Annotated in this window: 22 protein-coding genes; 9 read left to right on the plus strand and 13 right to left on the minus strand. The window is 71.9% G+C overall.

The features are described from left to right. Positions 1–66: 66 nt before the first annotated feature. Positions 67–1092: an extracellular solute-binding protein gene (locus B1759_RS17480; protein WP_198948998.1), complete on the minus strand. Its 1026-nt coding sequence runs from the start codon at positions 1090–1092 to the stop codon at positions 67–69. A 108-nt stretch (positions 1093–1200) separates the two neighbouring features. Between B1759_RS17480 and B1759_RS17485 the strand changes: the two genes are divergently transcribed. Continuing rightward, the gene (locus B1759_RS17485) at positions 1201–3027 is read left to right on the plus strand and encodes a M61 family metallopeptidase (protein WP_095516373.1); all 1827 of its coding nucleotides are present in this window, start codon (positions 1201–1203) and stop codon (positions 3025–3027) included. Between the two features lie 3 nt (positions 3028–3030). On the opposite strand, the gene B1759_RS17490 is transcribed toward B1759_RS17485, so the two are convergent. The 9 genes from B1759_RS17490 to purD form a co-directional block, all read right to left on the minus strand. Next, positions 3031–3237 carry a hypothetical protein gene (locus B1759_RS17490; protein WP_095516374.1) on the minus strand — a complete coding sequence of 69 codons (207 nt, stop codon included), beginning with the start codon at positions 3235–3237 and terminating at the stop codon, positions 3031–3033. Between the two features lie 107 nt (positions 3238–3344). Next, complete coding sequence (locus B1759_RS17495) at positions 3345–4886, minus strand: transglycosylase SLT domain-containing protein (RefSeq protein ID WP_095516375.1); 1542 nt, start codon at positions 4884–4886, stop codon at positions 3345–3347. Between the two features lie 66 nt (positions 4887–4952). Continuing rightward, positions 4953–5807, minus strand: a complete 855-nt coding sequence (locus B1759_RS17500) for a hypothetical protein (RefSeq protein ID WP_095516376.1) — start codon at positions 5805–5807, stop codon at positions 4953–4955. Between the two features lie 75 nt (positions 5808–5882). Further along, complete coding sequence (locus B1759_RS17505; protein WP_095516377.1) at positions 5883–7079, minus strand: Na/Pi symporter; 1197 nt, start codon at positions 7077–7079, stop codon at positions 5883–5885. Between the two features lie 82 nt (positions 7080–7161). Continuing rightward, complete coding sequence (locus B1759_RS17510) at positions 7162–7827, minus strand: PhoU domain-containing protein (RefSeq protein ID WP_095516378.1); 666 nt, start codon at positions 7825–7827, stop codon at positions 7162–7164. Positions 7828–7848: 21 nt separating this feature from the next. Further along, positions 7849–8886: a hypothetical protein gene (locus B1759_RS17515; protein ID WP_143537467.1), complete on the minus strand. Its 1038-nt coding sequence runs from the start codon at positions 8884–8886 to the stop codon at positions 7849–7851. 143 nt (positions 8887–9029) lie between these two features. Further along, positions 9030–12578 (minus strand): hypothetical protein, encoded by a 3549-nt coding sequence (locus tag B1759_RS17520; protein ID WP_143537468.1) that lies wholly within the window; start codon positions 12576–12578, stop codon positions 9030–9032. Between the two features lie 104 nt (positions 12579–12682). Then, positions 12683–13540 (minus strand): hypothetical protein, encoded by an 858-nt coding sequence (locus tag B1759_RS17525; RefSeq protein WP_095516381.1) that lies wholly within the window; start codon positions 13538–13540, stop codon positions 12683–12685. A 221-nt stretch (positions 13541–13761) separates the two neighbouring features. Continuing rightward, entirely contained in the window at positions 13762–15048 is a 1287-nt protein-coding gene (purD, locus tag B1759_RS17530; RefSeq protein WP_095516382.1) for a phosphoribosylamine--glycine ligase, read from the minus strand. A 66-nt stretch (positions 15049–15114) separates the two neighbouring features. Between purD and B1759_RS17535 the strand changes: the two genes are divergently transcribed. From B1759_RS17535 to B1759_RS17565, 7 genes are all read left to right on the plus strand, one after another. Then, complete coding sequence (locus B1759_RS17535) at positions 15115–16407, plus strand: hypothetical protein (protein ID WP_095516383.1); 1293 nt, start codon at positions 15115–15117, stop codon at positions 16405–16407. A 73-nt stretch (positions 16408–16480) separates the two neighbouring features. Then, positions 16481–17017, plus strand: coding sequence for a hypothetical protein (locus tag B1759_RS17540; protein ID WP_095516384.1), 537 nt, complete (start codon positions 16481–16483; stop codon positions 17015–17017). A gap of 74 nt (positions 17018–17091) precedes the next feature. Beyond that, a complete protein-coding gene (locus tag B1759_RS17545) occupies positions 17092–18057 on the plus strand; it encodes a lysylphosphatidylglycerol synthase transmembrane domain-containing protein (RefSeq protein ID WP_158225334.1) in 966 nt (321 codons plus the stop codon). Continuing rightward, complete coding sequence (locus tag B1759_RS17550; RefSeq protein ID WP_095516386.1) at positions 18054–19274, plus strand: glycosyltransferase; 1221 nt, start codon at positions 18054–18056, stop codon at positions 19272–19274. Before B1759_RS17545 ends, B1759_RS17550 begins: the two co-directional genes overlap by 4 nt. Positions 19275–19354: 80 nt before the next feature. Next, a complete protein-coding gene (locus B1759_RS20505) occupies positions 19355–20044 on the plus strand; it encodes a polysaccharide deacetylase family protein (protein ID WP_158225335.1) in 690 nt (229 codons plus the stop codon). Further along, a complete protein-coding gene (locus tag B1759_RS17560; protein ID WP_095516388.1) occupies positions 20041–21144 on the plus strand; it encodes a glycosyltransferase in 1104 nt (367 codons plus the stop codon). The genes B1759_RS20505 and B1759_RS17560 overlap by 4 nt, the downstream gene beginning before the upstream one ends. Before the next feature lie 280 nt (positions 21145–21424). Beyond that, on the plus strand, positions 21425–21952 hold the full coding sequence (locus B1759_RS17565; protein WP_095516389.1) for a hypothetical protein: 528 nt from the start codon (positions 21425–21427) through the stop codon (positions 21950–21952). 6 nt (positions 21953–21958) lie between these two features. Here B1759_RS17565 and B1759_RS17570 read toward each other — a convergent pair whose 3' ends face one another. Continuing rightward, complete coding sequence (locus tag B1759_RS17570; RefSeq protein WP_198949000.1) at positions 21959–22459, minus strand: gluconokinase; 501 nt, start codon at positions 22457–22459, stop codon at positions 21959–21961. A gap of 67 nt (positions 22460–22526) precedes the next feature. Here B1759_RS17570 and B1759_RS17575 point away from each other — a divergent pair, with 67 nt between their 5' ends. Further along, positions 22527–22805 carry a hypothetical protein gene (locus B1759_RS17575; RefSeq protein ID WP_095516391.1) on the plus strand — a complete coding sequence of 93 codons (279 nt, stop codon included), beginning with the start codon at positions 22527–22529 and terminating at the stop codon, positions 22803–22805. Between the two features lie 5 nt (positions 22806–22810). Here the strand turns inward: B1759_RS17575 and B1759_RS17580 are convergent, their stop codons facing one another. Together B1759_RS17580 and B1759_RS19875 are read right to left on the minus strand one after the other, a co-directional pair. Further along, positions 22811–23287, minus strand: a complete 477-nt coding sequence (locus B1759_RS17580; RefSeq protein WP_095516392.1) for a hypothetical protein — start codon at positions 23285–23287, stop codon at positions 22811–22813. A 247-nt stretch (positions 23288–23534) separates the two neighbouring features. Beyond that, a complete protein-coding gene (locus B1759_RS19875) occupies positions 23535–23675 on the minus strand; it encodes a hypothetical protein (RefSeq protein WP_158225336.1) in 141 nt (46 codons plus the stop codon). Positions 23676–23682 lie beyond the last annotated feature (7 nt).

A 23682-nucleotide genomic window follows, 5' to 3' on the forward strand; every position in this document is an offset into this window, starting at 1 on the left:
CAGACAAGGTGCGACATCGAGCCCTTGGCTGCGCGCCCCTCGCACATCGCAAGCCGCGAGGCCTCCTCACTCCCCGTTCTCCGCGAGGTAGGCGGCGCCGCGGCCCTTGATCTGCTCGTCCCAGACCTGCATCCACTCCTGGCCTTCGCTCGCGAGGCGGTCCCAGTCGAGGTCCATCGGGGTGAACGTGCCGTCGGCCATCCAGTCGGGAAGCTGGTCGGCCGGGATGTCGGTCCGCGCAGGGATGCGGTGGTACTCGGCGGCCTGAAGGAGCAGCGCCTCGGGCGTGGTGACGAACTCGATGAACTGGCGCGCGAGATCCGCCTGCGGCGCACCCGCCGGGATGCCGATGGCGTCGACCAGCACCGGGACGCCGGACGTCGGCGCGTGGAAGCCGAAGGGGTAAGTCTGGGCCTGGAGGTACGTGTCGGGCAGGTTCCAGAGCGTCAGGTCGGCCTCGCCGCGCGAGATGCGGAGGTAGAGCTGGTTGGGGTTGGCCGCGTAGCCCTTCGTGTTCACATCGAGCCGTGCGAGCCAGCGGTAGCCGTCCTCGACGGTCGGCTGGCGGAGGATGAGCGCGCCCCAGATGGTCCGCATCGTGCCCGACTCCAGCGGCGAGCGAATCAGGATGCGGTCGGCCCACTCGGGGTCGAGGAGGGCGTCCCAGTCGGCCGGTACGTCCGCCTCGGGGAGCGCGTCGGAGTTGTAGAGCAGCCCCTCGGGCGTCAGGTACGTGCCGAACCAGCGCCCCTGCGCGTCCTTCGCCGAGGCGGGCAGGGCGTCGGCCCAGGAGGGCGCGAACGGCTGGAGGAGGCTGTCGGCAGCGGCCTCCATGAACATGGTCTGCGGCGCCCCCCACCAGACCGACGCCTGCGGGTTGGCCCGCTCGCCACGGATCCGGTCGACGATCTCCTGGCTCCCCAGGTCGATCCACTGCACGTCGACGGTCGGGTTGGCGGCCTCGAAGGCCTCCTCGTAGGCGCGCAGCATCTCCTTGCCGTGGGGCGAGTAGACGAGCAGGGGCGTCCGGCCGTCGCCCGAGCAGGCAGAGAGCGTGAGAACGGCGGCGACGAGGAGGACGAGGCGGGACACGGCGAGGTCGGGAGGGGCCGCACCTATCGCCACCGCACAGGCGACGTTCCCCGAGGCGAAGGGCAGCCCCGCAGAGGCCTATCATTCGGCGTCGCCCTCCCCGCCCCGATGCTCCGCCTCGCCTCCGCCCTCCTGCTGACCCTGGCCGCCGGGTCGCTCGCCGCCCAGCCGGTCGCCTACGACGTCTCGTGGCCCCACGCCGCCGCCCACGAGACGCGCATCGTCGTCACCTTCCCCGGTCTCGGCGACGTGCCCGCCGAGGTGGTCATGAGTCGCACCTCGCCGGGGCGGTACGCGATGCACGAGTTCGCCAAGAACGTGTTCGACGTGTCGGCCATCGACGGCGCCGGGCGTTCGCTGGAGGTCACCCGCCCGACGCCCTACGCGTGGCGCGTCGCCGGGCACGACGGCACCGTGCGCTTCCGGTACACGCTCTACAGCAACCGCGCCGACGGCACGTACGCCGGGGTCGACTCGACGCACGCGCACTACAACATGCCCGCTGCCTTCGCGTGGGCCCGTGGCCTGGAGGACCGGCCCGTCCGCCTCACCGTCGACCCGATCCACGACTGGCGCGTCGCGACCCAGCTCCTCCCCACGGAGGACCCGCACACGTTCACCGCGCCCGACCTCGCGTACTTCATGGACTCGCCGCTGGAGTTGAGCGACCACCAGTTGCTCGCCTGGGAGCAGGGCGGGCAGACGTACCAGATCGCCCTCCACCACACCGGAACGGACGCCGAGGGCGTCGCCTACGCGGCTCTCGCCCGGCGCGTGATCGCAGAGCAGGCCGCCGTTTTCGGCGAGTATCCCACCTTCGACTTCGGCCGCTACCTGTTCCTGGCCGACTACCTCCCCTGGGTCGCGGGCGACGGCATGGAGCACCGCAACTCGACCATCCTGACGAGCACGCTCTCGCTGGCGGACGGCGGCGACCTCCGCGTCCTCGGCACGCTCGCCCACGAGCACTTCCACGCCTGGAACATGGAGCGGCTCCGAGACACCGCGCTGGAGCCGTTCGACTTCGAGGGCGCCAACCCGTCCGAGAACCTGTGGTTCGGGGAGGGCTTCACGAGCTACTACGACGGCCTCACCCGTGTCCGCGCCGGGGCGATGTCGCTGGACGCCTACGCCGCCGACCTGACCGGGACGCTCAACTACGTGCTCCTCTCCCCCGCCCGCGCCACCCGCGGCCCAGCCGACATGAGCGAGATGGCGACGTTCGTCGACGCCGCCGTCGCCATCGACGAGACGAACTACGCCAACACCTTCGTCTCGTACTACTCATGGGGCGAGGTGCTCGGGTTGGGACTGGACCTGCTGCTCCGCCAGCGCTACGCCGTCACCCTGGACGACTACATGCGGGCCATGTGGGAGCAGTTCGGCCGTCACCAGAACGCGACCACGCCCGCCCGGACGTACACCCGTTCGGACCTGGAGGCGGTTCTCGGCGAGGTGAGCGGGGACGCGGCCTTCGCCGCCGCGTTCTTCGACCGCTACGTCGACCACGGCGACGTGCTCGACTACGCCGCCCTCGTCGCGCCCGCGGGCCTCATGCTCCGCCCGGCCGCCTCCGAGGCTGCCTTCCTCGGCCGCCTCGGTCTCGACGCGGACGGCGACGGCCTCCGAGTGATCGCGCCCGTGCCGCCCGGCACCCCGGCCTATGCCGCGGGCATCGCTTCCGGCGACCGGCTGCTCGCCATGAACGGCCGCCCGCTCGGCTCGCCCGGCGCGCTCGCCGAGGCACTCGCAGCCGCGCGTCCGGGCGACATGGCGACGGTGACGTTCGAGCAGCGTGGCGCCGTCAAGTCGGCCCGGGTCGCGCTCGCTGCGGACCCGACTCTGGAGCTGGTCCCCTTCGAGGCCGTCGGACAGCCTGTGACAGAGGACATCCGGGCGTTCCGGGAGGCGTGGCTCGGCTCCAAGGCCGACTGACGGTCAGGCCTGTCCGTGGGGGACGGCGTGGGGGCGCTGGCGCTCGGCGTGCGCGGCGCGCAGGTCGGCCTCGCGCCGCGCCTCGGCGGTGGCCACCTCGAGGAGCGCCTCCTGGACGAGCTCGCGGAACCAGTCACGGTTCTCCAGAAGCGCGTCCGTCATGGCTTCTTTCAGAGCGGTGCGGGCACCGGGGGTATCGAAGTCGATCATACGAGGGAGGTGGGACGCTCAGAGAAACTAGCGGCGCCGCGAAGCCTGCACAGGGCGAGAGCTCGTCCGTGCCGGGGCGAATCCGGGCGCCCTGCGCTGGCTCCGGGTCAACTCGGCAGGTCCTGGCTCGGCACCGACTCGGCGCCCTCCTCCCCCTCCACGAACTGCTGGTAGTGGGCGTAGCGCTCCAGAATGATCGAGACGTAGTGGACGGGTTCCAGGCCGCGGGCGTAGCCGTGGCGCACTTCGGGCCGGTTGTAGACCGCCGGGTCCGACTTCTGGAGCAGCCAGAACGCGACATCCTCCCACAAGGTCGGGTCGCCCCCCTCGGCCTCAGCGAGGCGCTGGGCGTCCATGACGTGGCCCGCGCCCGCGTTGTAGCTGGCGAGGATGAACTTGACCCGCTCCGTGGGGTCCGCGATGGTGTCTCCCCAGTAGTGCGTTTCCAGCCACTTCAGGTAGCGGGCGGCCGCCTCGACGTTGGCCTCCGGGTCGTAGGGGTCCGTCAGGCCGAGGTCGCTGGCGGTGCCGGGCATGATCTGGAGCAGGCCCATCGCCCCGGCCCACGACCGCGCCCGCGGCTCGAAGCGGCTCTCCTGGTACATCTGGCTGCCGAGCAGCCGCCAGTCCCAGCCGACCGTCGGCGCGTAGCGCTTCAGGAGGTCGTCGTAGCCCGAGAGGACCCCCGTCTCGGCGGTCAGGAAGCCGGTCTCGATGCGGTCCCGGAAGCCCTGGCGGTCCACGTAGTACTTGCGGTAGAGCTGGTTCCAGCGGCGCGACTCTCGGTTCTCCACGATCCAGGCGTCGAGCGCGGCCTGCAACTCCGGCGCGTTGTCGCGGACGGCCCAGGCGACGCCGTGCGGCGCCCCGATGGCGGGCTCGACGACGAGGTTCTCGTAGTACCCCTCCTCCAGCCGCGCCACGTTCTCCTGCGCCACCGTGAGTTGGATGTTGCCCACAGCGACGTTGCGGATGAGCGCCTCGCTGGTCGTATCCACCTCCACCACCTGGATCCTGCCCGTGATCTGGTCCTCCAGCTCCACGAGGCGGGTGATGTAGGGGTCGTCGTTGGGGAGGAAGACCTCCTGCCCGGCGAGGTCGGCCGGCCGGCGAATGGGCCGCGCGCGGATCGTCAGGGGCTCGGCGGGGACATCCGTGAGGGTCTCCTCGCGCTCGGCGATGGCCGCGGGGATCTCCGGCGTGACCACCTCGGTGGTGTCGAGGGCACCGGAGGCCTGCACCACCACCGGCTGGGTCTCGTAGAGGTTGCGGGTGAACCCGAACTCAGACGTGTCCTCCTCGACCGGCTGGAGTCGTGCCGCAGCCACGTCGCCGAGGCCCGCGTTGAGGTAGTAGAGCAGGCTGTCGCGCGGCACCACGCGGATGTCGAACACGATGTCCTGGTCCTCCGCGAAGTCGCGCAGCAACTCGTACTCGAAGCCGAACGGCTCGCCGCGGTACAGGAAGTAGCTCGTCGAGGTGTACGAGGTCAGCGCGACCACCGTGTCGCGAGCGAGGATGTCGCCGAGGTCCCGTTCGATGGGGTCGGGGATCTCGATTCCTTCCGGGTCGGCGGTCGAGCGAAGGGCGGCGGCGACGAGCCCCCCGACGATGAGGAGGGCCACGATGGCGAACGTAGAGCGGAGCATGAGGGGGCAGAAACAGAGAGGACCTCCCCTACGGCTCCCCCCCCGTCCGGGGTCCACCGGCCCGGCCTACCGTCGGTTCTCCAGCACGTCCACGAGCGCGTCGATCATGGCCGCCTGCTCCGCGCGGTGCCCGTGCTGCGCCTCCACGTTCACGTACGGCACGCCCTCGCGCGCCGCCCAGACCGACAGCGATCCGTCGTCAGTCGCCGCGTCGTTGTCCTGAAGAACGGCATTGAATCCCTCGCCGACGAGCGCGTCATAGAGCGCCCGGTCGGTCACGAAAAAGAAGTCGTCCGGGTCGGAGCCCGGGTGGACGGTCACCGCCGCCGCGTCGGAGGCGTACTGCGCGCCCGGCTCGTAGGACCGCGCCGAGTAGTTGTCGGGCGTGTTGTTGTGGAGCGTCACCACCACATCCGGGCGGACGGCCGTGTAGAGCGCCAGCACCGAGTCCGCGAACGCCTCCAGCGCCGCCTCGGCGGCCGGGTCGTTGCTCGACAGCGCGCCCAGCGTCCGCGCCCGGCCCGCCTCGGTGAACATGCGGTTGGGGTCGGCCTCGTAGGACCGGCCGCCCACGCGGAACGTGACGTTGCGGTCGCCGGAGTGCACCACCTCGACCACGCGCCCACCGCGCCGCGCGATCACCTCCGCGGCGGCCTCCACCGAGGTGCTCTCGTCGTCGTGCAGGTTGAGGGCGTGGAGCAGGCCGGGCTGCTGACCGTCGAGGCGGACGCGCACGGTGACGGCCCCCTCCCCCAGCGGGATGACGTGGTCCACCACCGCGACCGTGTCCGCGGACAGCGGAGCGGCTCGGGTGATCGCGGAGTCGGCGCGGCGCAGCGACGGCTCGGTTTCTCCGACGGACGACCCGGTCGGCTGGGCGCAGGCGGAGACGGCGAAAGCGAGGCAGAGAACGAGGCGCATCGAAGGGGTCGAGGGACGAGGGACAGGGTACGGCTGGCCGGCCCCTCTTCGTACCCCGTACCTCACCGGTCCCGCCTAGAAGATCAGCTCCAGGATCACCGGGAGGATGTAAAAGAGCCCGGCGACGTAGGCGACCGCGTAGAGCCGGTTCTTGAACGCCAGCTCCCCCACGAACTCGGCCATCCGGATCGGGATCTCGCGGATGAACGGGATCGGGTAGATCAGGATGATGCCGAACACGTTGAACAACGTGTGGCAGATCGCGATCTCCAGGCCGGCGACTGCCGCTGGCTCGCCACTCGTGATCGCGATGGCCGCCGCGAACATGCCCGTCGCCGTCGTGCCGACGTTCGCGCCGAGCATGTACGGGAACACCTTGCGGACCGTCAGCACGCCCGCGCCGATGAGCGGGATCACCAGGCTCGTCGTGACCGACGAGGACTGGACCATGAACGTCAGCACCATGCCGAAGAGCATAGCGACCATCGGATTCCCGAACACGTAGCGGTCCAGCGCCCCCTCGCTTCGGCCCAGCACGAGCGACTTCAGGAACACGACCAGGTAGCGGAGCGCGATGAACAGGAGCGTCAGCCCGATGGCGGCCGTGATCCAGCCGTTCTCCGCGAACACGCTCTCGAACAGGAATTTGGCGAGCTGATCGAACGGCGTCTTGCCCAGCCCTCCGCTGTCGACGCCGGGGATGGCCTCGGCGATGGCCAGCGCGGGCGTCGAGATCACGCCGAAGAGGATCTCCAGCGGCAGCAGGATCAGGACCGCCATCCAGTTGAAGAAGTCGTGGACGGTCGCGCCCGCGATCGCCAGCTTGAACTCCTGGGGCCGCGTGATGTGGCCCATCGACACGATGGTGTTGGTGACCGTCGTGCCGATGTTGGCGCCCATGATGACCGGGATGGCCGCGGGCACCGGCAGCGTCCCCGTCGCCACCAGCGTCACCACCAGCGAGGTCGTCGTGGAGGACGACTGGACGAGGCTCGTCACCAGGATGCCCGTGATGAGCCCCAGGAGCGGGCTGCCGGTCGCCGTCCGCAGGAACCCCTCCAGGTCGAAGCTGCCCTGCCCGATGGCCTTGATGCCGTCCCCCATCAGCTCCAGCGCCACGACGAAGACCGCCATCGTCAGGAACAGCCCCAGCAGTCGCTCCCAGAGGGGGCGCTTGGACGGCGTGTTGGGGTCGTTGTCGAGATCGTCCTCGGAGAGAGGGACCATCCCCGTGGCCGCGTCGAGGTGGGGGTCGTGGGGGTCGTGGGCCATGTCGGGGGGAGATGCCGTCGGGACGACGGGAGAAGTCGGGGGTCGAGAAAAAGCGGAGTCGAGGCGGCAGGCTCGCGCTCGGTCAGTCGTTGTCGGCCCAGTTGGGCGCGTTGCGAACCTGGTCGAACGGCAGCGCGACGGCCGAGACGATGTTGGACAGGTGCGACGAGGTCCGGCCGATCATGCGCGCGGAGATCGACAGCACGACGGCCTCGTTCGAGGTCAGGTCATCGGCCTCGGCGAGCCGCTGGAGGAAGTCCCCCACGTCGATCTTGGTCTGCGCGTGCTCGTCCATCACCACGCGGCCGACCTTGGCATCGCCGACGATGAACGAGCGGCGGACGCGCGGGAAGGCGCTCTGGACGCGGTCCCGGATCTCGCGCAGCGCCTCCACGTGACGCCCCATCCGGGGGGACGAGGCCAGGTCGGCAGCCTTGGCGATGCTCTTGGCGAGGTCGCCGAGGCGCTCGGCGTCCTGCACGATCGAGACCAGCAGCAGGCTCAGCGACAGCTCGGCCCGGGGGTCGGCGAGAATGTGCTCCAGCACCGACCGCCGGATGGTCTGCTCGCGCTCGTTGATGATGTCGTCCTGCGTGGAGAGGTCGACGTGGAGCGGCTCGTTGTCGAGCAGGCTGTTGGTGGCCGCGGCGAACATCGAGTCAGCCGTGTCGAGCATCACGCCGAGGTCGGTCATGCTCTGCTCGACGAGTGGGGGGCGGGAGCCGGTCAGAAAATTGAAGAGGTTCATCGTAGCGGGGAGAGAGGGGCGTTAGAACTGGGCGTAGACCGTCAGGCGTCCGATCATGGTCGCATCGGTCCCCTCCGGCATCGTGACGAGCACGTTCGGAAGGATGCGGATCGGCGGGGCGGGCCGGAAGGAGACGGCGCCGAGCAGGTAATGCTCCCCTGCCCCCTCGCGCCCTGCGGCGCGGTCGATGTAGTCGTACCGCGCCACGACCGAGGTCCGCGGAGCCACGACCAGCGCGCCGTGGACGCTTCCCCCGACCCCGTCGGGGGCCTCCACGCCGACTGGCCCGGTGCCGGTGTCGAGCACGGCATCGGTCTCCTCGGCCACGTAGAATGCTTCCAGGCCGCCGCGGAACCGCTCCCCTACCACCCCGGCGAACGCCGACGTCCGCAGGCTGGTGGTGCGGGCGCCGTCCGCAGGGTCGTTCACCTCGTAGTCGGCACCGACGGCACCGACGAAGGGGCCGTCCGGGTCGAGGATCAGTTCCCCGTACACGATCTTGCCGCGCGCGCCGGCGTCCTCGGCCCGCTCGCGGTTGCCGTTGCCCACCATCGCCGCGTACCGCACCGTGCCATCCGCCAGGATGGGTCCGTCGAGGCGAAGGCCGATGTCGCGAAAGCCGCGGTATCCGGAGCGGTCGATGACGGTCTGGTCGAGGTCGCGGTATCCCCAGACACTCTCCTGGAGGTCGGTCAGGGGCTGAGGCTGGAGCCCGAGCGTCGCGCGGTGTCCGCTCTCGGTGTAGCGCCACTCCACCCAGGCGTCCTTCATGAACGGGGTCGGACGGGCCTGCACCGTCTGGGCGCGGTCCGAGGCTTCGAGGCGCACCCGCGACCGGAATCCGCTCCCGAGATCAGCGTCCGCCGTGAGGTAGATGCGCCGGTAGTCGAACGTCGACGTGCCGTCGATCTCCTCGCTCGGCGACGAGACGGTGTAGGCATAGTCCAGGTACGCGAGGCCGCTCCACCGGACGGCAGGGGCCTGCGCGGCGAGCGGAAGGGGGGTTCCGAGGCCCAGTGCCGTCACGCACAGGACCCGGAGCAGTGAAGAGAGCGACACGCGAGGGAAGAGGTGGAAGGGTCGCCGAACGCGTGGGAGGCGAACCCGGCGAGGAGGGTGAAGATGCCGGATGGCGGTTATGGCAATGTTACTCCGCTGCTGCACAGGCCCTCCCCCGTCGCAATCCTCCCGGTCTTGACGCCTTACAGCGCCGCCGACACCTGCACCCGCACCGTCTGGACCACACGCCCCGCCGACGGCGCGCGGCCATCATAGACCACTGAGCCCCGGAGCCGCTCCGTCAGCCCGATCTGGGCGTCCAGCCCCCACAGTGCCGAGGTGCCCGGCCCGCGCCCGTCCGTCAGTTCGAAGAGCGCCAGCCCGCCGGTCCCCTCGCCGCGAAGGGTTACCGAGGAAACCTCGGCACGCGCGGCGGCCGAGAACCGGCCCGACCGCGTCCACCGGAGCTCGACGGGGACGCGGGCCACGAGCGCGCCCGTCGGTCGGCCGGGACCTGCGAGGGCGTCCGTGCGGTCGGCGAGGGTGGGCGAGACGGCGAGCGTGACGCGGTCCGAGGGCGTCCACCGGAGCGCGCCTTCCAGGCCGAGGCTCCGGAGGTCGTACGTCCGACTGGCGAACGCCTCACTGACCGTCCGCCGCCGCCCGGCCACGAGCGCGAGGCGTCCGTCGAGGACCCCGCCGAGCGGCCCGAACGCCTCCGCCCGTCCCGACTGGATGAGCCGGGTCTCCAGCCCCGCCGCCAGCCGCGAGGTCGACCGCGCGTGCTCGCCGACGAGTCGCCCGCCGCGGTCCGGAAGACCGGGAAACAGGCGGACCTCCTGCTCGATGCGCAGCCGCCCGTCCACCGTGCCCGTCCCGCCAGCGGGACCTCCGCCCTCGGGGCCGCCATCGGCCGACTGGAGAACGCCGGGGTCGAGGAGGAGCACGCGCAGCACGTCCCGCTCGCGCGTCTTTTCGCGCACGTCCACGGTCGTCCGCAACGAGACGGCGCGGAGGACCGCAGCCAGCGTGCCCTCCCCGTCCGCCAGCCGTCCCGGCCGCGCGTCGAGGCGGAGCCCCAGCCCGACGCCGACGGTCGGCACGAGGTCGGTGCCGGGGACGAACGTGCGGAGGTAGAGGCCCTCCAGGGGCGTCGTCTCGGGGAAGAACTCGTCGAGTTGCGCGACGCCGTCCGGCTCGCCCGCTCGGGCCTCGCCCTGGCCGTCGCGCCAGACGAACTCGCCGAGGTCCTGGCCGACCAGCACGTAGGTCTCCTGCAGGATCGGCGAGCGCTCGGTGAGCGCGTCGTACACCAGGCGCCCGTCGACGGCGCCGCCGCCGAGGCTCGTCCGCGAGGCCAGCCGGAGGGCGACCGACTCGCCATCCAGGCGGCCCTGGTCGCGGAAGTCCGCCTCGTAGCGCTTGCTGCGGACCGCCAGCCGCCCCTCGCTCGGGAACAGCCCGCCGCGCACCCGCCCCGACGCCTCCACGGTCACCGACTGCGCCGAGCCGACCAGCGCCTCGCCCATCGGACTGAGCGGCTCGGACTCCTGCCGGAGTTCCACCGTCGCCTCGCCCTCCACCTGGCCCGTCGCCACGCCGAGGCCGGGGCGGATGGTCCAGTAGGCGTACGACGCCGACAGCAGCGGGTCCAGCACGATGCCCCCGAGTTGCTCGCGGCGCTCGTGCTCGACGGCGAGGCTCGGCCGGGTCACGCCCCACGGGACCGCGCCCTCGACGCGCGCCCGACGGAACGCGCCCGTCCCCAGTTGATCGGCCAGCGCCCCCACCCCGCTCGTTTCCGTGTAGGCGCCTTCCACGGCGACCGTCGGACCGGCACCCTGTCCCAGGACCGCGGCGACCGTCGCCCGCGCCGCGTCGACGCCGCCGAGCGCCAGCATTCCGCCGCCCGCTTCCACCGAGGCGCCGTCGCGGACCCAGCGGAGCGTGCCCTCCGTCACCGCCTCCCCCAGCGTGTCGATCCCCACGAGCGGCGTCCCGGCCCGCGCCAGGTTCCAGCGCCGGTTGAACTCGACGTTGCGAACCCGGTCCAGCGGCCGAAACGCATCGGCCCGGGTCCGGTGGACCACCTCGCCCGAGAGCGCACCCGGCCCGAGCGGCACGTCGGCCAGCCGGAGCCCCGCTTCCACCGCGCCCGCCGCGTCATCGCCGTCGCCCAGTGGCGAGAGCGTGTTGGCATCGTCGACCGACCGCGCCACCTCGCCGAAGGCCTCGACGCCGGGGACCACCGTGATGGCCCCTCGTACGTCCAGCAGCGTCCGGCTGGCGGGGCGCGGCAGGATGCGGAACGGCACGAAGTCGCCCTGCCCTGGCCCGACGTACTCGTAGAGGATGCCGTTGAGCGTGCTCCCGCCCCGCCGGTAGCTCCCCTGGAAGGCGCCGACGCGTGAGAAGCGGACGCGGAAGACCTCGGCGTCGGCGGGCGTGGCCGGGACGAAGATGGACACCGTTTCCCCCGCCTCGGTCGTGTCGCGGCGCGTGTACAACACGACCGGGCTCTCGGGGTCGAAGGCGACGGCCTGCTCGCCCGGCACGCGCACGTCGGCGTCGCCCGCGTCGCGCAGCAAGTCGAGGTCGGCGTCGGTCAGCCCGAGGTCGACGGCCCCGCCCAGCGCATCGGCTTCGCGGAAGAGGCGCACGCCGAGCCGCGCCCGCGACCGCTCGGCCGTGCCCAAATCCAGGTCCACGCCCGACGCCAGCAGCGTCTGCGTGAACCCGCCCGAGGTGTACTCGAAGTCGACCGTCAGGCGCCGCTCGGCAGTGATGAGGCGCGTCGGGGTGAAGGTGATCTCGCCGGTCCCGTAGTCGACGGTGTAGTCGGCCCCCGCGCCACGCTCCAGCAGGAGGCCGTCCAGGTAGACCCGCTCGCTGCCCGGCACCACGATCACGAACGCCTCACCCGCGGTGCCCTCCAGCCGGTACGGCCCCTGCACGCCCTCCACCGCCACGAGGTCCTGGCTGCGGAACCGCCCGCGCGTCGCCGAGCCCGAGCCGAGCACGCGCCCGCCGCGCACGATGCCGACCGCGGGCAGCCGCGCGTCTACGACCGCGCCCTGGACCTGCCGCGCGAGTGGGGCGAACGCGGTGCCGGGCAGAACGAGGTCCACGTCGCCCAACCGGGCGCGGACGGCGGCGCTCTCCACCTCGACATAGACGCGGTCGAGGTCACTGAGCTGGCGGGTCGTCCCCTCGGGCAGGATCGGCGTGTCCTCGTCGGTCAGCGCCGCACGGAGGGCGACGCCGGGCGAGATCTCGCCCTCCAGCGACAGCCGCAGCGCGGAGGTCACCGACACGTCGCGGTTGGAGCCCGCCACGACGCCGCGCGTGATGGAGCCGGTCGTCAGGATGGACGGCGGCGGGCGTGCGCTCACCGGGGGCGCACGCCGACGGCCCGTGGTGTCGGGCGCGTAGAGCGCGCGGAGCGAGTCGACCGACGGCACGCGGGCGCGGACCGGCCCGAGCACCGGCGCGGCGCGGTACGCGACCACCACATAGCGGACGCTGTCGGCCACGCTCACCAGCGTCAGCCGCCCCGTCCCGTCCAGCGTGAACGCCGAGGCGGGCAGGGCCACGAACGCGGTGTCGCGGAAGACGGCGACGGTCTCGGTGCCGGGGATCGGCCGCGCGTCCAGCTGCGCCGTCGCCTGACCGGCCGCCAGGGCGAACGTGTCCCGCCGCGCGCTCTGCGCCGACGCCGACGCCGCGAGGACGCCCAGGAGCAGGACCAGCACCAACGACCTCATCGGGCCTGACGGCAGGAAGGCGGACGAGGTGGCGAAGAGCGGGCGTGGTCGGAGATATGAGCTGCGCAACCTAGCAGCGCAACACAGGTGGTTCAATCCACGACCCTGTCCCCGCTGTCGAGGACCTCGATCCGCGTCGCCGTGAGGGCGATCAGGCGATTCCCATCATGAGTCACGCTCCGGTAGGGCTCCGCGGTGTACGCCGACCCGTTGGTCCAAACCGCGTGGACATCCTGCCAGAATCGCCTCTCGACCAAGCCGTCGAATGTGGTCCCTCCTCGTTCGGCGATTCCGGTGACGCCCATCGGTCCGACCACAACTCCGACGAGACGGTCGGGCCCGCCCACCTCAAGGAACCTGCCGACCCCTCCAAATAGGTCGAACGCCTGGAGTCCTCCTCGCCCCGCGTCCGCCACCCACAGCGTTCCATCGTCCGCCACCGCCAGATCGACGGGGTCCGCGACGACCCCCGCGCCGAGGACCCGCACCACGGCGCCCTCGGCGTCCAGTTCGAGGATGTGCCCTCGCCCCGCCTCGGCGACGTAGAGCGCCCCACCGGTCCCCGCGGCTACGGCCACTGGCTGTCCGAGGCGGGAGGACGGGCGCTGGCGGACCACGTCGGCGGGGTCCACGTCGGGGACCGGGATGCTACGCACGAGCCGTCCTTCGGCCGTGAACTGGAGGATCGCACCCGCCGCGCGGTCGGCGACGTAGATCGTCTGCCCGTTGGTCGGGTCCACGTCCACCGGGTCGAGGAACGCGTCGTCGCCCGTGCCGACGCCGCCGATCCGCTGGACGATCAGGCAGTCTCGGAGGGCGAGCACGGCGTCGGCATCCACGACCCAGAGCGTGCCGTCGGGGGTGACGGCGAGCGCACGGGCGTCCTGGAAGAGCGTGTCGGCGGCAGGCGGCGGCCCGGTGCAGGCGGCGAGGGCGAGCAGGACGGCCATGCCGACGCTCGACCGGAAACGACCTGCACCGCCGCGCATCGGGTTTGTACTGCCGCGCAAGGCTTTTGAACCCTCGCGCTCCGGGATTGAACCCCCACGCTCCGGGTTTGAACTGCTGCGCAAAGCGTCTGCACTGCCGCGCATCGGGTTTGCCCCCCCGCGCGAAGCGTTTGCACCGCCGCGCGCCGGGTTTGCACCGCCGCGAGCGGGAGCCGCGCCGCTCACGAGTCCAGCCGCCGCAAGCCTTTCTGGCCGATGTCGCGCCGGAGCGTCTTGCCCGCAAACTGCACCTCGTCCGCCCCGGCGTAGGCAGCCGCGAGCGCCTGCTCCAGCGTGTCGCCGAGACCGGTGATGCCGAGCACGCGCCCGCCGGACGTGACCACGTTGCCCTCCGGCGACCGCGCCGTGCCGGCGTGGTAGACCGTCGCGTGCGCCGCGGCCCGATTCAGCCCCGAGATCAGCCGCCCCGGTGTCGACGGCCCCGGGTAGCCCTCCGAGGCGAGCACCACGCACGCCGCCGCGCCGTCCGCCACCTCGACGGTCGTCTGGCCGACACGCCCGTGGGCGATGGCCTCGAACAGCTCCAGCGGGTCCGACGTGAGGAGCGGGAGCAGCACTTGCGCCTCGGGGTCGCCGAAGCGGCAGTTGAATTCGATCACCGACGGCGTGCCCTGAGCGTCGATCATCAGCCCGACGTACAGGATGCCGCGGTACGGCTGGCCCTCACGCCGCATCCCGTCCAGCATCGGCCGGACGACCTCGGCCTCGACGCGCGCGAGCACGGCCGGGGTGACGACCGGGGCGGGCGCGTAGGCCCCCATCCCGCCCGTGTTGGGGCCGGTGTCGCCGTCGCCGATCCGCTTGTGGTCCTGCGCGGCAGGTAGCAGCACGTAGCCCTCGCCGTCGGTGAGCACGAACACGCTCGCCTCCTCGCCGGAGAGAAACGCCTCCACGACGACGGTCGACCCGGCCACGCCGAAGGCGCCGCCATCGAGCATGTCGGCCAGCGCGTCGCGTGCCACCTCGTGCGTCTCCGCCACGACAACCCCCTTGCCCGCCGCCAGCCCGTCGGCCTTGAGGACGACCGGCAGCGGGTGCCCGTCCACGTAGGCCCGCGCCTCGTCCAGCTCGCCGAGCCCGAACGTCCGCGAGGACGCGGTAGGGACGCCGAAGCGCGCCATGGCGTCCTTAGCGAAGGCCTTCGAGCCCTCCAGCCGGGCCGCCGCCTTCGAGGGCCCGACCACCGGAATGCCCGCCTCGGTGAGCCGGTCGGCCAGCCCGGCCACCAGCGGGACCTCCGGGCCGACGATCACCAGGCCGACGCCGCGGTCGGTGGCGAGGGCCACCAGCCCGTCGAGGTCGTCCGCCGCGACGGCGACGTTCTCGGCCGCCTCGGCCGTGCCGGGGTTGCCGGGGGCGCAGAGGAGGGTCGGGCGGCGAGGGCTCCGGGAGAGGGCGACGACGAGCGCGTGCTCGCGGCCCCCACTGCCGACGACGAGTACAGTCACAGGAGTCAGGAGAGGGAGCGAAAAGATACCGGGCGCGTAGAGGGTCGCACGCCTCATCCCCGGACCGTGCTCGCTCTCCTTCTCCTCCTCGCCGCCCCCTTCCAGACTGCGGGCCCGCTGCCACCGCCCGTCGACTCCACGGACGTCGCGCTCGTGGAGGCCGTGGTGCCGCCCGCGCCCCGCGCGCGGGTCGAGATCGCAGACGAGCCCGAGGGCGACATCGAGTTCCGGCCGCGCGTCGCGCCGTCGGCGCTGTACTCCCCGAACCGCGGGCTCGGCATCGGGGCGGGCGTGGGCATCCGCAACGTGGGCTGGCCGGGCAGCGACCTCACCGCCGACGTGCGCCTCCAGCAGCACTACCAGAGCGCCGACGTGTCGTTCTTCACCGCCGACCCGCTCCGCGCGACGACCCACGGCCTGCTGACCGTCGGCGCCTCGACGACCGACCGGCGGCGGTACTACGGGCTGGGTCCGGGCACGCTGCGCGACTCCGAGATCTTCCTCGACCACGACGCCGCCGAGGCGGAAGCCCGCTTCGGGGCCTACCCGCTCGGCACGACCGCGCTCTACGTCCAGCCGAGCGTCCGCCTCCTGTACGACCGCTCGAACGGCATCAACGACGCCCTCGGGGGCGGCACGCTGGCCGACCTCGACGAGGCCTCCCGGGAGGCGCTCGTCGTCGCCGACGGCACCCGCACGGGCGCCTCCCTCGGGCTCGAACTGGCGACCGACCGCCGCGACTGGGCGCCGTACCCGCGAAGCGGCATGGTCGCGGCCATCGAGCACCGCCGCTTCGTCGCCTTCGACGATTCCGACCTGACGCTCGCCCGCTACGGCGTCTCGGCGGTCGGGTACGTCCCCGTTCGCGGGCGGACCGTGCTCGTGTTTCGGGGCATCGGGCTCGTCACCCGCAGCGGCGACGCCGACGGGGACGGCCAGGACGACCCGATCCCGTACTACTACCTGCCCACCCTCGACGCGCGCGTCGCGACCGCCTACCGCCCCGACCGTCTGACGGGGCGCGATGTGCTCGCGGCGGGCGCGGGCATCCGCGCGCCCGTGTTCGACTTCCTCGGCGTCTACGGGATCGACGTGCTGGCGATGGGCTACCTCGGGAACGCCTATGACAACGTCTTCGAGCAGTTCACGCCGCGCGTCTCGTTCGAGAACGGCGGCGTGGTGGGCGACGACGGGAGCGCGGCGCTCCGTCCGTCGCTGGCGCTGGGCCTCGGGCTCGTCAACCTCGACAAGGAAACGGTCGTGTTGGGCGGCCTCCTCGGCGTCGGCCCGGACGGGGTGACGCTGGCGTCGCTGCGGATCGCCTACGACCTTCGCGACGCTCGCGCGCTGTTCCGGTAGGCCGCCTCGCCGGATGCGGGGAGGCGCGACGCCCAATGGACTGTGAGGTTGCAACCACACCTCCTCCGATCCCATGCTCCGCTCGATCCTGCTGACCGCCCTCCTCGTCGCCGCCCCCTCCGCCTCGGCGCAGTGGTCGATGAGTCAGATGATGGCGGAGGTCGTCCCGACGGTCGTCGAAGCGGCCGCCACGGACTTCTCGGACCTGCGCGGGGAGTTGTTGGCGTCCAACGGAACGGACTCGCTCTGGGTCTCTGCCTACGCGCCGGAAGGGCCGGGTGGCCCACTGTACGCGCAGACCGATCACCGGGTCTCTGCTGGGGAGAGCGCGTTCTGGTTTTCGATCCCTGGACCGGCCGACGTCATCGAGACCGTCTTCTACCAGACGGTGGGGGTCGCGGACACGGCCCTGGGCTCCAACGAAGGCGACGACGGCCTCGGCTGGGCCTACCAGCAGACTGACCTCGATGGGGGACGCCTGGTCTCCCAGTGGTCAGAATGTGGCCAGTCCGGCCGCGTCGTGGAGGCGATCTACACGCCCACCGCGGACGGCGCCGAGCTGCTGTTCGCGACCGTCCGCCACGCCGAGGGCTGCCCCGAGGTCGACTGACCCCGCAGGTTCGCGAACGTTCGACGGAGCCGGGGAGGCAGGGCCGCTACCTTGACGCGTCCCCCTCGTCGTCCGTGCCCCTCCCCACCACTCCACGCTGGCTGTTCGCGCTGAAGGGCGTCCTGGCCGTGGTGGCGGTCGTGGCGCTGGTCCATGTCGTCGAGCCGTCCGAGGTGGTGCGGGCCGTGTCGCACGCCGACCCGCGGTGGGCGCTGCTCGCGCTGGCGCTCGTGCCGGTCAACATCGGGCTGGAGGCGTACCGCTGGGGGCGGCTGGTGCGGCGGCTGGCGCCCGAGGTTCGGCACCGCGACGTGCTGCGGGCGGTCGTCGGGAGCTACCCGCTGGGCCTGCTGACACCGGGCCGCCTCGGCGACTACGTGGGGCGGGCGGTGTACCTGCGCGCGATCCCGGCGGGCGCGTCGGCCGCGCTGACGTTTGGCGAGCGGATGGCGACGCTGGCGGCGTGCCTCGTCGGCGGACTGGTGGCGCTCGTGCCCTACCTCCACGGGCAAGAGGCGGCCTCGCCATTGTGGACCGCCGTCATGGCGATCGGGTGGGTGGCGACCCTCGTGTTGATCGGCATGATCCTGTTCCCCGGCCTCGCGCGGACCACCATCGGCACCCTTCTCCCCTTCGCCCCGATCCGCCGGGCGGTGGGCGCGTTCGCGCAGATCCCGCAGGAGGAGTCCGTGACGCTGCTCCTGCTGTCGGGCGTCCGCTACGTCGTGTTCTCGGCGCAGTTCGCGCTGCTCGCGCGGGCCGTCGCCCCGGCGGCCCCGTGGATGGAGTTGTGCATCGGCGTCGCGCTGATCTTCTTCGCCAAGAGCGCCATCCCGCAGGTCACGCTCGGCGACCTCGGCGTCCGCGAGGGTGCGGCGGTGTACTTCCTCGGGAGCGTGGGGATGAGCCAGGCCGCGGCGCTGGACGCGTCGCTGGCGCTGTTCGGACTCAACCTCCTCCTGCCCGCCCTGGTCGGCGTTCCGCTGCTGCTCCAGCTCCGCCTCCAGCGGCGCGCGGAGCCCACTCCCGATCTCGCATGACGACCGCCCTCGGCCTCTTCCTGCTCGCGACCGGCGTGTTCTACGCCGTCCGCCTGATGCTGTGGCGGCGGGGGCTCCACCTGGAGTTCGAGCGCTCGGACGCGCTCCCGACGCCCCGGGACGCCGCCCTGCCGACGATCACGGTCGTGATCGCTGCTCGCGACGAGGAAGCCACCATCGGCCCGTGCGTCGACTCGGTCCTGGCGACCGACTACCCGCGCGAGAAGCTGGAGGTGATCGTCGTCGACGACGACTCCTCGGACCAGACGGCGGCGATCGTGCGGCAGCGCATGCTCCGCGCCCCGGCCCTCGCCGCGGCCGGCCACGAGTTGCCCGAGGCGGACTGGGACGAATCCGAGGGCGCCGGGCGGCTGCGGCTGGTGCAGATCCCGGAGAACCGCCGCCGCGACCGTGCCCACAAGAAGGCGGCCATCGAGAAGGCCGTCTCCCACGCGCGCGGCGAGATCATCCTGACCACCGACGCGGACTGCCTCGTGCCGGTCGGCTGGGCTCGGTCGATGGCGGCGCAGTTCACCGGGCCGGAGGTCGCGTTCGTGTCGGGCCCCGTCGCGTTCACCGTCCTGCCGGACGACGGGCTGTTCATCAAGCTCCAGGCGATGGACTTCTTCGGCGTCATGGCGTGCGGCGCGGGCGGCATCGGGCTGCGGAAGCCGAGCCTCGCCAACGGCGCCAACGTCGGGTACCGGCGCGAGACCTTCGAGGCGCTCGACGGCTTCTCGGGCATCGACCACGTCACCAGCGGCGACGACGAGCTGCTGATGCAGAAAATCGCATACACGACGCCGCTCGACATTCGCTTCTGCGCGTCGCCCGACGCGCTGGTGACCACCGAGCCGGTGCGGACGCTGCGCGCGTTCAACCACCAGCGGCGGCGCTGGGCCTCGAAAAGCCTCAACTACCCGGCGCACCTGAAGGCCACGCTGGCCGGCATCGGCCTCTTCTTCGGCAGTCTGCTGATCGGGCTCGGGCTGCTCGTGGTTCTGCCGGGGTTGTGGCCGTACCTCGTGGGCGGGTTCGCGCTCAAGGCCGTCGGCGACCTCAGCGTGCTCGTTCCGGCCGCGCGGCGCTTCGGGCAGGTAGCGCTCCTGCGCGTGTACCCCCTGCATCTCTTCCTCCACCCCCCGCAGGCCGTGATCGCCTTCCTGCGGGGGCCATTCGGTGGGTTCGAGTGGAAGAGCCGCCACGTGGACCAGTAGCCTCCGAGGTCCGCGGACACCCGCAGGCGCGTAGGACGCCACGCCGACCCGCGAGGCCGACGCCCCGAGCCCTCCGGTTCGTGCCGACCTTTCTGCTCCCTTCCCTTCGTCCCCTGACCGTCCAGCGCCTCCGCGACTCCCTGCTGCCGCGCGTGCTCGGTCCGCTGGTGCCGGGCGCGGTCGTGCGCGGGCCTGCCGACGCGCGGGCGCCCGCGCTGTATCTCACCGTGGACGACGGGCCGGACGCCGACGGCACCCCGCGCTGGCTGGATGCGCTGGCCCGCCACGACGCGGCGGCTGTCTTTTTTCTGTCGGCCGACCGCGCCGAGCGCCACCCTGACCTCGTCCACGCGATCACCGAGGCGGGGCACCGGGTGGCGAGCCACGGCGACCAGCACCGCAGCGCCTGGCGCATGCGCCCGCGGACGGCGCGCAGGGCGTTCGACCGCGCCGAGCGGGTGCTGGAGGAGGCGACGGGACAGCCGGTGCGGGACGTGCGCCCGCCCTACGGCCGGGTGACGCCGGGGCTCGTCCGCTGGGCGGCGCAGGGCCACCGGCGGATCGTGCTCTGGGATGTGATGCCGGGGGACTTTGTGGCCTCCCGACCGCCCGCGGTGCTGGCCGACGAGATGGTCCGCCTCGCCCGGCCGGGCTCCATCGTGACGCTCCACGATGGGCCTCCTGCACGCCGCGCCGTCGCGGCGCTGGACCTCGCGCTCCCGCGGCTCCGCGCCGCCGGGTGGCGGTTCCCCCTGCTCCCGGCTGCATGACCGTCGCGCTGACCGTCATCATCGTGGGCTACCTGCTGGTGGGCGTCGCCGTGGCGGGGCGGCTGCTGACCCACCGCCCGCCGCCGGTCGTCCCCGACGCCGACCTGCCGCGCGCCGTGATCGTGGTCGCCGCGCGCGACGAGGAGGCCTGCCTCGGGCGTTGCCTGGAGGCGCTCCGGGCGCAGGACTACCCCGCCGACCGGCTGTCGATCGTCGTCGCCGACGACCACTCCACCGACGGCACCGCGGAAGTGGTCCGCGACGCCGCGGCGCGCGACGGCATCGCCATCTCGTACGTCCGCGTTCCGGACCCGACAGGGGCGCTCCGCGGCAAGGCTCAGGCGCTCCACACCGCGTTCTCCGCGTCCGACGCCGAGGTCTTCCTCCTGACCGACGCCGACTGTGCGCCCGTCCCGACGTGGGCCCGCACGCTGGCGTCCGGCTTCGCCGACCCGGCCATGGGCATCCACTGCGGCCTCGCGCGCCTGATGCCGCGGCCGGACCACCCGACCGACGCCATCCAGGCGCTCGACTGGGAGTACCTGATCGGCGTCGTCAGCGCGGCGGCCGAGGCGGGCTTCCCGGCCACCGGCATGGGCAACAACATGGCGGTCCGGCGCGCGGCCTACGAGGCGGTCGGTGGGTACCCGGCCCTGCCGTTCTCGGTGACGGAGGACTTCATCCTGGTGCGCGCCGTCGCGGAGGCGGGCTGGCGGGTGCGCTTCCCGATGGACCGCGCGTCGCGCGTCTGGTCCCTCCCGGCTCCGTCGCTCGCTGCCGCGTATGACCAGCGGCGGCGTTGGGCGCGAGGCGGGCTGAGCGACAACCTGTGGGTGCTCCCGGTTTACGCGTTCGTGTTCGCCGTCCACGTGCTGATGGTCGCGGGCATTGTCCTCCAGCCTCGGCTAGGGCTCGCCGCACTCGGAGCGATGGTACTGGCCGTAGGGATGGTGCTCGGCGTCTTGCGCCACCGAGCCGGCGGTCGCCTCCGTCCGTGGGCGATCCTCGGCACGGTGGCGTTCCAGATCGCCTACTTCACGACACTGCCGGTCGTGCTGCTGCTCCGCCCGCGAATCGGCTGGAAAGGGCGCCGCCTCTGATCGGGGCTTTCCCGTCCCGACATCCCACGGTGTCACCGTTAGCCCCCAGAAATGGCGCCGGGGCCAGGTAGGGCAATCCCCCAACCCATAAGGGCTTACCTGCGCCCCTGGACGACGTTGGTGCCCGGTTTCGGTTCAGGAAGCCCGCAGCTTTGGCACTCGCCACCCTGGAAATTCTGAGTAGTACGTAACGCAATCAGGTTTTTCCGCTTGCGTCGAACGAGAGTAGAGGAGCACACCGTACGTTCTGTGCAGGCACTCTAGCTGGCTCAACCGTCTCATGCCCCGAGCGAAAGGCGTCATCCGAATCGACTCCGACTCCACCCATGGGTGGCAGGTGCGGGTGTACCGAGACGGGAAGACCTTCTCCCGGCTCTTCTCCGACAAGAAGTGGGGCGGTCGGGACAAGGCGTTCGATGCCGCCGAGGCGTACCGCAAAGAACTCGTCGAGGAGGTGTCGCAGTTGCCCGCCAAACCCCGGCGCCGGCGCCTGATCCGGCACAACAGGAGCAACACGAGCGGCGTCGTCGGGGTGTCGCGGACGTACAAGCGCGACCGGCGCGGCATCCGCCACGAGGTCTACGCTGTCTCGTGGAACCCCGAGCCGGGCGTCGCCCGCGGAACGTCCTTCTCGATCAAGCGCTACGGCGAGGACACGGCCTTTCGCCTCGCCTGCCAGCTTCGCTGGCAGAAGATGAAGGAGATCTACGGCGACCGCTACGAGGTCGAGAGCTACCTCGACCTCTACCGCCAGAAAGCCGCCGTGGACGCCCGCGCGGAGGAGCGCCGCCGATCTGACGGCGACTGAGGGGCGCTACACGCCGAGGCCGTCCCGAATGGTCTCGATGAGGGTGTCGACCCCAGTGGTCCCATCCAGGTGCAGCACACCGTCGGGGGGTTCCAGGGTGTCGAGCTGGCTGTCGAGCAGGTCGGGACCCGCGTAGTGACCGGCGCGAGTCGCGAGGCGGTCGGCGAGGACAGCACGGGGCACGTCGAGCCAGACCACCGCGACCTCGTCCGCCTCGGTGCCGAGGAGGACACGGTAGGCCGCGCGAAGGGCCGAGCACGCGAGCACGGTCGAGGGCCCCTCGGTCCGCCGGACCTCAACGAGGGCCGCGAGACGGTCGAGCCAGGGCGCGCGGTCGGCGTCGGTGAGCCCCTCTCCCCTGCCCATCTTGGCACGCGCAGCGTCGGCATGGTACGCGTCGGCGTCCTCGAAGGCCCACCCCAGCTCGGCGGCGAGAGCCTGTCCGAGGGTGGTCTTTCCGGCGCCGGAGACGCCCATCAGGAGGATGATGCGGACGGGTGGGGTCACGGAGGGTTCGCGGAGCGAGGGGGCGGGTCGTGCGTACTCTGACATCTCATCCTCGATCCCTCGGCCCGTGTCCTCCCGTCGTCTGATCCGCCTCGCGGTGTTCTTCGCCCTCGGCCTGCTGGTCGCGTTCGTGCTGAGCGACGTGCTCGGGCTCCGCGCCTCCGAGACGGGGGTCATCAGCCCCAGGGGCTGGCACGGCATCTCGCACGGCAGCCACACCCACTACGTGCCGGACGACTGGGCCGGCTCGGAGGCGACCGGCGTCTCGATCTCAGACTTCCCGACGAGCCCGCCTCCGGAGGGCATGACGGTGAGCGCGACGGGCCAGATCGTGCCTGTGGAGTAACCCAGCTAGCGGCGCTCGACCTGCGTCCACCCGCCCCCGAGATCGGTCGTCTCGGGCAGAGAGGACCGCCGGTGCTGACGCGCGCGCCATTCTGCGTCGGCAGCCCGCCAGCGGACCTGCTGCGGCGTGGGAGGTGCCAGATGTTCGAGCCGGTACGACGCCCGATAGCCGCCACGCAGGGTCGTGCGGCCGAGGCCCCATTCGTGCTCGATCGACTGCACTCGGAGCCGGTGCATGAGGCGGCTCACCTCCGGAGGCTGCGACCGGATGTCCCGAAACCGGACGCCGCACTCGCCTGCTTCGCATCGAGCCGTGACAAGCGCGACCAGGCTCGCATAGTCGGTCGGTCTCTGTCCGAAGGGCACGAGTTCGTCTGCCACCCAGAATGTCCGCCCGACCAGTCCCGTCAGCGCCACCAGCACGCCGACGATCAAGAGGCGGAGCGAGCGTGTCGGTGGCGACCACGTGCGGCGGGCGATCAACTTCTGATACGACCGGGCCCGCTCGAGAACCGAACGCGGCGTGGCAGGGCGGAGACCACCGGACTCGGACCGGAGCGCTCGCTGGAGTTGTGCGGTGGCGACGCCACCCCGCCGATCCCGGTGCTTCGCCCTGGGTGAATGGAGGGGTACGCCGAACATGGGACCGAGGGTGGATGAGTTCCGCCTACGGACTCCTCCCCAGGAGGGTGCATCGATGCCCTCGGTTCGGGTGGACGGCCCCCCTCCCCTACGGCCGAACCATCACCAGCAGCACGACGAACATCACGAGGACCCCGGCGAGCACGGCCCCCACGATGGCGACCGCGCTCCAGTCCACGCGGCCGCGCTCCCGCACGCCCGACGGCCCGTTCCGAAGCCGATCCAGCATACGCGCC

The organism is Rubrivirga sp. SAORIC476 (genome assembly GCF_002283555.1).
Taxonomy (GTDB): Bacteria; Bacteroidota; Rhodothermia; order Rhodothermales; family Rubricoccaceae; genus Rubrivirga.